This is a genomic window from Klebsiella sp. K-3 (assembly GCF_051207495.1).
Taxonomy (GTDB): Bacteria; Pseudomonadota; Gammaproteobacteria; order Enterobacterales; family Enterobacteriaceae; genus Klebsiella; species Klebsiella aerogenes.
On record NZ_JBPNXF010000011.1, the window covers coordinates 218,791 to 225,671 of the forward strand.

Consider the following 6,881-nt stretch of genomic DNA (forward strand, 5'->3'; position numbering starts at 1 on the left):
TGTTCCGTTCCTCAGTGCGCGTGGGCGGCAGGGGCTGTGACATCAGGAGCCTGCGCGCGCATGCGCTCCAGCGCGCCGGAGATATTGGCTTCCGAGTCGATCAGGAACAGGCCGCTGGCGACGACTTTTTCGCCCTCCTGCAGACCGCTGCGAATGGCCGTAACGCCATTGGATTCGTGGAATACCTGCACGAGCTTCGGCACGAAGCGCCCCTCGTTATCCATGGTAATCACTCGCTGCTCGTTGCCGCTGTCGATCAACGCTTTTGATGGGATCAGCAGCATCGGCGCGCTTTCGCTGGTCAGTTTCAGATAAGCGTTCATCCCCGGCTTCAGCGCTTCATCCGGGTTGTTGACCTGCAGGCGCAGCTGCAGGGTACGGGTGGCGCTATCGACGCTGGGGAGAATGGTCCATTTGTTGATGCTGAAGGTTTTGCCCGGCCAGGCGGGAACCTGAATGGCGAACTGCGAGGCGTCTTTAATGAGCCAGGCGATGGATTCCGGCACCGCCACGCTGACCCACACCGGGTCCATGCCCTGAATTTTCGCCACCACATTATCTTTGGCGATATTCATTCCGGCACGCAGATCGAAGGCGGTAATAACGCCATCGATCGGTGCTTTGAGGGTAAAGCGGGTCTGGATTTTGCGCGTGGTTTTCAGACGGCGGATATCGTCATCCGGCATCCCGGCAAGGCGTAGGCGTTCGAGGATCCCCTCAACCTGCGTGGTGGTGCCCCCGGTCTCCTGCAATAAAAGATATTCGCTCTGCGCCTCCACCCAGTCCGGGATGGTCAGCTCGAGTAACGGCGTGCCTTGTTTCACTTTGTCGCCGACGGTCAGCGGATAGACTTTATTAATAAAGCCCGCCGCCCGCGCCTGCATAATCACGTACTGGTACTCGTTATAGCTGATGTTGGCCGGGAAGGTCTGGGCGTAGCGCAGCGGCCTGCGGGTGACCGCGGCGGTTTTTACGCCGAGGTTTTGGGTTTGCGTCGGGTCGATACGCACCCCTGGCGCACCGGCGACGGCACTCTCCTCATCAGCGTATTTCGGCACCAGGTCCATATCCATAAACGGCGATTTACCCGGTTTATCGAAGCGGGTGTTCGGGTACATCGGGTCGTACCAGAACAGCACTTTACGCTGCTGCTCGGCCGCCGGAGCGCTATCCATTGTCGGCGTCAGTCGGGTATACAGCGCCGCGGTAAGCGCGCCGCCAATCAGCATGCTGCCAAGGATCAGCGCCGTATTTTTCAGTGTCAGGGATGCCATGTGTCGTCCATTCAGTTGTTGAGGAGCCTACCGTCGCCGGGCCGTTATTGGGCGCGGATATCCTGTAACAGCGACAGATTGCCCTGCTGAACGAAGGTGAAATCCACGCTGTCGCCGTTCTTCACATTGTTGAGCTGCGTCTGCGGGGTGATGGTGAAACGCATGGTCATCGGCGGCCAGTTCACCGCCGGGATGGCCTCGTGGGCGATGGTGATTTTTTTACTATCCATGTCAATGGCTTTAATGACGCCTTTGCTCGTGATGCTTTGCGTTTGCAGGGCAGCGGGCTGCTCGTGCATTGCCATACCGGCGTGCGGTTCGGCGGCCTGGGCCGCGAACACTGCGCCAGAGAACAGGGTGAACAGGGCGAATTTAGACAGTGAATTCATAATCAAAACTCCTCGGGTTATTCCATCCAGCCGCCGCCGAGGGCGGTGAACAGGGTGATTTCATTAGCCTGACGGGAATAGTTGAGTTCCAGCAGGGTTTGTCGGGTGGTGAAAATGTCGCGCTGGGCGCTCAGGACTTCGATGTAGCTGACCGCGCCGTGACGATAGAGCGCAGTAGCGCGCTGCAGGGTGATATTTAGTGAAGCGAGATAACGCTCCTGGGCGGCAATCTGATCGGCCAGGCTCTGGCGCAGGGCCAGCGCGTCGGCCACCTCTTTAAAGGCGGACTGTATTTTTTGCTCATAGTTGACTACCTGCTGCTGCTGGCGGATCTCCGCCAGATCGAGGTTGGCCTGGTTACGCCCGGCGTTGAAAATCGGCAGTTCGATTTTGGGGATAAAGTTCCACATCGCGCTGCCGGCGTTAAACAGGCTGGAGAGCTCGCTGCTGCTGCCGGAGAGCGAGCTGGTCAGGGTAATCGACGGGAAGAAGGCCGCCCGCGCGGCGCCGATATTGGCGTTGGCCGCCAACAGGCTGTGTTCAGCCTCTAAAATATCCGGCCGCTGCAACAGGATCTCTGAGGAGAGCGACGGCGGCAGGGTTACGCCTTTCAGGTCCACCGCGCTGCTGGCGCTATCGTCCGGCAGACGTTGATAGCTGCCGAGCAGTAGCTGCAGGGCGTTATTAGCTTGCGCCAGTTGGCCCTGCCGTTTGGCGATATCGGCGCGGGTGCTTTCGATCATGCCGCGCGCCTGTTCCAGCGCCAGGACGGTGGTGCTGCCGGTCAGCAGCTGTTTTTCAACGAAGGCGTAAGACTGCTGATAGTTCTGTAAGGTGTCGTTCGCCACCTGTAGCTGCGCCGCCGCCAGACGCTGGTTGAAGTAGCTTTGTGAAACGTTAGCAATCAACAGGATATGCACCGCGCGCCGCGCCTCTTCGCTGGCGAAGAAGTTATGCCGGTCGGCCTCGCTAAGGTTTTTCAACCGGCCAAAGAAGTCGAGATCGTAGCTGAGATTCAAGCCAGCGGCATAATCGCTGCTGGTGGTGGTGTTGCCTTTGAGCTTGCCGCCATAGGTGGTGCTGCCGTCGCCGTTAAGCTGCGGGTAGTGGTCGGCGTCGGTGACCCGGTACTGGGCGCGGGCTTCCTGCACTTTCAGCGTCGCCATCCGTAGATCGCGGTTGTTGGTCAGCGCGGTACTAATCAGGCTTTTTACCTGTGGGTCGACGAAAAAGGTGCGCCAACCAGTCTCCTGGTAGCCCGCTGTCGCAGTAACCAGTTTGTTCTGGCTGAGAGAGAACTGCTGTGGCACCGGCGCGGTGGGGCGCTGATAGTCCGGAGCAAGTGACAGACAGCCGGTTAAGGCGAATATCACGCTGAGAGAAAGAAGCTTAATTGGGCGCATGACGGCAGACGGTTTTCGGCGATTTATCAATGGCGGATACTTTACGCAGCGGGCTCTGTTCAACGCGTGACAGGAAAATGACAAAGCTGTCATTTTCCTGATATTTCATTGCTATCCGGAGGGGCTCCTCTAAAATTGAATACCCGCACAGAGCGCGCGTGAAGGAGCCAGCCGTGAAGATTTTGATTGTCGAAGATGAGAAGAAAACCGGGGAGTACCTGACCAAAGGGCTTACCGAAGCCGGATTCGTCGTCGACCTGGCCGACAACGGCCTTAACGGTTATCACCTGGCGATGACCAGCGACTACGATCTGCTGATCCTCGACATCATGCTGCCGGACGTCAACGGCTGGGATATCGTGCGCATGCTGCGCGCCGCCAATAAAGGGATGCCGATCCTGCTGCTCACCGCGCTTGGCACTATCGAGCATCGGGTGAAGGGGCTGGAGCTGGGCGCCGACGACTATCTGGTGAAGCCCTTTGCTTTTGCGGAACTGCTGGCGCGGGTGCGCACTCTGCTACGTCGCGGGGCGGCAGTAATAGTAGAAAGCCAGTTTCAGGCGGCCGATCTCAGCGTTGATTTGGTCAGCCGCAAGGTGATGCGCGGCGCGACTCGTATCACCCTGACCAGCAAAGAGTTTACCCTGCTGGAGTTCTTCTTGCGCCATCAGGGCGAGGTGCTACCCCGCTCGCTGATCGCGTCGCAGGTGTGGGATATGAATTTCGACAGCGACACTAACGCCATCGACGTGGCGGTGAAGCGGCTGCGCGCCAAAATCGATAACGACTTCGAGCCGAAGCTTATCCAGACCGTGCGCGGCGTCGGCTATATGCTTGAGGTGCCGGATGGCCGCTAAGCGCCCCTTTTCGCTGGCCACCCGGCTGACCTTCTTTATCAGCCTCGCCACCATCATCGCTTTCTTTGCCTTCACCTGGATCATGATCCATTCGGTGAAGGCCCACTTTGAAGAACGCGACGTTCACGATCTCAAGCAGCTCAGCACCACGCTTGAGACGGTGCTCAACCACGCCGACTACCCGCAGGAGCGGCGGCTGGAGATCTTAAAAAACGTGATTGGCGGCTACGCTAACGTCTTTATCTGTCTGGATGATGCCGAGGGCAATATCTTATTTCAGTCGCCAGACGGCCCGGAACTCAGCCATATTATGAGTACGCCGGGGCTGGCGATGAAGTTGCGCGATGGTAATGTGATTTCATGGACTGACCCGCAGCCGCGGGAAATGGTTCATGATAATCATCAAATGGAGACCCGCTCCTGGCGGCTAATCATGTTGCCGCTCGGCAAGCAGTCGGACGGTAAACCGGCCTGGCATCTGCTGATGGCTTTATCGATCGACTTTCACCTGCACTATATTAATGAACTCAAAGCGAAGCTGATTTCCGCGGCGTCGATAATCAGCCTGTTGATTATCGCCATCGTGCTGTTTGTGGTCTATCAGGGGCATAAGCCGATTCGCCAGATCAGCCGCCAGATCCAGAATATTACCTCGCGGGATCTCGATGTACGCCTTGACCCACAGGCGGTGCCCATCGAGCTGGAACGGCTGGCGCTGTCGTTTAACCATATGCTGGAGCGGATAGAGGATGTCTTTACCCGCCAGTCTAATTTCTCCGCCGATATCGCCCATGAAATCCGTACGCCGATTACCAACCTGGTGACGCAAACCGAAATCGCCTTGAGCCAAAGCCGCAGCCAGCAGGAGCTGGAAGAGGTGCTCTATTCCAATCTCGAAGAGTTTTCGCGCATGTCGCGGATGGTCAGCGATATGTTGTTCCTCGCCCAGGCGGATAATAACCAGTTAATCCCTGAACAACGGGCGCTGGATCTGGCCGAGGAAGTGAATAAGGTGTTTGAGTTCTTTGAAGCGTGGGCGGAAGAGAAAGAGGTGGCGCTGCGTTTTGTCGGTAGCCACTGCCGGGTGATTGGCGACCCGCTGATGCTGCGGCGGGCAATCAGTAACCTGCTGTCGAACGCGATCCGCTATACGCCGGCCGGACAGGCGGTGACCATTCAGTTGAGCGAAAGCGCCGAAAAGATCCGCTTGGTGGTGGAGAACCCCGGCGCGCCGATTGCTGCTGAACATTTGCCGCGCCTGTTTGACCGTTTCTATCGCGTCGACCCGTCACGCCAGCGCAAAGGCGAGGGCAGCGGTATCGGTCTGGCGATTGTAAAATCGATTGTCAGCGCCCATCACGGCAGCGTAGCGGTGCAGTCCGATCTGCGCTCTACGCGCTTTATTATCGTGCTGCCGAAATATGCGCAATAACGGCTGAAAGCAAGCGGGCAGCGCCAGGCGGCTGCCCGCAGTATTGCCGTTCTTTTACTCTTCGAAGTACCAGTAGCCCTGATTAATCAGCCGCGTCAGCTCGCTCACGAATTCTGGATTTTGCAGGCCGCTGCCGAGCTCTTCTTGACCTAATGAGGTATAGCGGCACAATGCATCCAGCGCCTCGGCATCGGTGGTATCCAGCTGTTCGCTATGTACGAAGAAGCTGTCGCCGATATGCAGAACGCGCAGTCCGCTCAGGCGAGAAAGCTTTTCGCCGCCCAGCAGCGCATCGACCACTTCCTCTTCTTCATATGCCGGTTCCGCCGGAGCAATATCCAGCTCGTGACGCGGCGTGGTGACGAAACTGCCGAACCACTGCTTGAAGTCTTCTGGTTGGCGAATCATGTCGATCATCATGTTGCGCAGACGGTCGAGTTCATACTCTTCAACCCGGCCCGGATGGTCGCGGCAGGTGAGGTCCGGATCGCTGTAGTGTTCGCCGCCGAGATCGTTTTCCAGCACATAGTCGGCGAAGCTGCTGATCAGGTCGCGGCCATTTGGACCGCGGAAGCCGACGGAGTAGTTCAGCGCCGTTTCGTGAGTTACGCCGTCGTGCGGGAATCCCGGTGGAATATAGAGGATGTCGCCCGGCTCCAGATCTTCATCAATGATCGGTGGGAACGGATCGACGTGCAGCAGTGCCGGATGCGGACAGAACTGACGCATCGGCAGTTTATCGCCCACGCGCCAGCGGCGGCTGCCCATGCCCTGAATAATAAAGACGTCATACTGATCGATATGCGGGCCTACGCCGCCGCCGGGGACGGAGAAGGAGATCATCAGGTCGTCTAAACGCCAGTCAGGCAGCACGCGGAACGGGCGCACCAGCTCGGCGGCCGGCATATGCCAGTGGTTTACCGCCTGGGCCAGCAATGACCAGCCGCTTTCGCCCAGCCCGTCGAAATGCTCAAATGGACCGTTACTGGCCTGCCATTTACCGTTGACCAGGCTGACCAGCCGGCTATCGACTTCCGGCTCCATGGCTAACCCGGCCAGCTCGTCTGGCGTGATGGGGTCGATGAAGTTCGGAAACGCCTTCTTTAATACGACCGGCTGCTTTTGCCAGTACTTCTCTAAAAACTCGGGCCAGTTAATGTTGAGTTGATAAGCCATAGATTATTACCAATAGGAAGAAACGGCTCTGATTATAGAAAGATGACGAAGCGGGGCGCTTTGTCATGGGTCAAGAGTGGTGCTTAATTCACCATTGGCGTGATAGCGGCGGTGGGGAAACGAGAAAAATCGCGTTTTCGCAAAAAAGTGGTTTCGGTAGGAAATGCACTGCAGGCCGCATGAATACTGGGTTTTGTCGATTCGGTCTTACCGCGGATAAACGTGAAAAGCTTAATAAATGAGCGCTTGATAAGTTTTTTGTATTTTAAGGCTTGCTATATCTCAGCAGCTCCCTATAATGCGCTCCCACTGACACGGCAGATGTGAATCACTTCACACAAACAGCCGGC

7 protein-coding genes are annotated in these 6,881 nt (G+C 57.3%); 2 read left to right on the forward strand and 5 right to left on the reverse strand.

Annotation, left to right across the window (positions count from 1 at the left end):
- Positions 1-11: 11 nt before the first annotated feature.
- The 4 genes from ACSEMK_RS19450 to ACSEMK_RS19465 are packed head-to-tail and all read right to left on the reverse strand — an operon-like array spanning position 12 to position 3,175.
- Positions 12-1,274, reverse strand: coding sequence for an efflux RND transporter periplasmic adaptor subunit (locus ACSEMK_RS19450; protein WP_430915302.1), 1,263 nt, complete (start codon positions 1,272-1,274; stop codon positions 12-14).
- Between the two features lie 44 nt (positions 1,275-1,318).
- A complete protein-coding gene (cusF, locus tag ACSEMK_RS19455) occupies positions 1,319-1,663 on the reverse strand; it encodes a cation efflux system protein CusF (protein ID WP_430915301.1) in 345 nt (114 codons plus the stop codon).
- A gap of 17 nt (positions 1,664-1,680) precedes the next feature.
- Positions 1,681-3,066 (reverse strand): efflux transporter outer membrane subunit, encoded by a 1,386-nt coding sequence (locus tag ACSEMK_RS19460; protein ID WP_430915300.1) that lies wholly within the window; start codon positions 3,064-3,066, stop codon positions 1,681-1,683.
- The gene (locus ACSEMK_RS19465) at positions 3,053-3,175 is read right to left on the reverse strand and encodes a hypothetical protein (RefSeq protein WP_257394921.1); all 123 of its coding nucleotides are present in this window, start codon (positions 3,173-3,175) and stop codon (positions 3,053-3,055) included. The genes ACSEMK_RS19460 and ACSEMK_RS19465 overlap by 14 nt, the downstream gene beginning before the upstream one ends.
- 64 nt (positions 3,176-3,239) lie before the next feature.
- On the opposite strand from ACSEMK_RS19465, the gene cusR reads away from it, so the two are divergent.
- Positions 3,240-3,923 (forward strand): copper response regulator transcription factor CusR, encoded by a 684-nt coding sequence (gene cusR / locus ACSEMK_RS19470; protein WP_047046104.1) that lies wholly within the window; start codon positions 3,240-3,242, stop codon positions 3,921-3,923.
- Positions 3,913-5,355 (forward strand): Cu(+)/Ag(+) sensor histidine kinase, encoded by a 1,443-nt coding sequence (locus tag ACSEMK_RS19475; protein ID WP_087858381.1) that lies wholly within the window; start codon positions 3,913-3,915, stop codon positions 5,353-5,355. The genes cusR and ACSEMK_RS19475 overlap by 11 nt, the downstream gene beginning before the upstream one ends.
- A gap of 54 nt (positions 5,356-5,409) precedes the next feature.
- Here the strand turns inward: ACSEMK_RS19475 and ACSEMK_RS19480 are convergent, their stop codons facing one another.
- Complete coding sequence (locus ACSEMK_RS19480) at positions 5,410-6,531, reverse strand: cupin domain-containing protein (protein WP_087858382.1); 1,122 nt, start codon at positions 6,529-6,531, stop codon at positions 5,410-5,412.
- Between the last annotated feature and the right edge of the window lie 350 nt (positions 6,532-6,881).